Genomic DNA, 588 nt, shown 5'->3' on the forward strand with positions numbered 1-588 from the left:
AGGAGAAATGGTCTTGAAATATATTATATTGTTTGTAATAAAAAAGTAGCTGATTTGATCAGTGTAGTTTTAAATGAAGAAAAATAGATTATTATAATATTTACGTTAGGAGGAAATGTATATGAACAAAATTCTAATAGTTGGCGGAGTAGCTGGAGGAGCATCTGCAGCTGCAAGACTTAGAAGGCTTGATGAAAATGCGGAAATAATATTGTTTGAGAAAGGCCAATATATATCTTTTGCAAACTGTGGATTACCTTACTATATAGGAGAGACTATAAAGGAAAGAGAAAAATTATTGGTACAAACTCCTGAAGCTATGAATGCAAGCTTTAATATTGATGTTAGAGTAAATAGTGAAGTGATAGCAGTAGATACTAAAAATAAAAAAGTAAAGGTTAATAGTAAAGATAATGGAGAATATGAAGAAAGCTATGGCTATTTAATTTTATCACCAGGAGCATCTCCTATTAAGCCTCCTATCCAGGGAATACAAAGTGATAAGATATTTACTCTAAGAAATGTACCAGATACCGATAGAATAAAATCCTATGTAGATAAGGAAGATATAAAAAATGCGGTTGTTAT

General features: G+C 30.6%; 1 protein-coding gene. It reads left to right on the forward strand.

The features are described 5' to 3' along the window. Nucleotides 1–121 precede the first annotated feature (121 nt). Nucleotides 122–588: FAD-dependent oxidoreductase (locus ACJDU8_RS25620; RefSeq protein ID WP_406795013.1), on the forward strand; the 467-nt coding region annotated here is incomplete at its 3' end.

Origin of the sequence: Candidatus Clostridium eludens, assembly GCF_045310515.1 — a bacterium.
In the GTDB taxonomy this organism is placed as follows: domain Bacteria; phylum Bacillota; class Clostridia; order Clostridiales; family Clostridiaceae; genus Clostridium_B; species Clostridium_B eludens.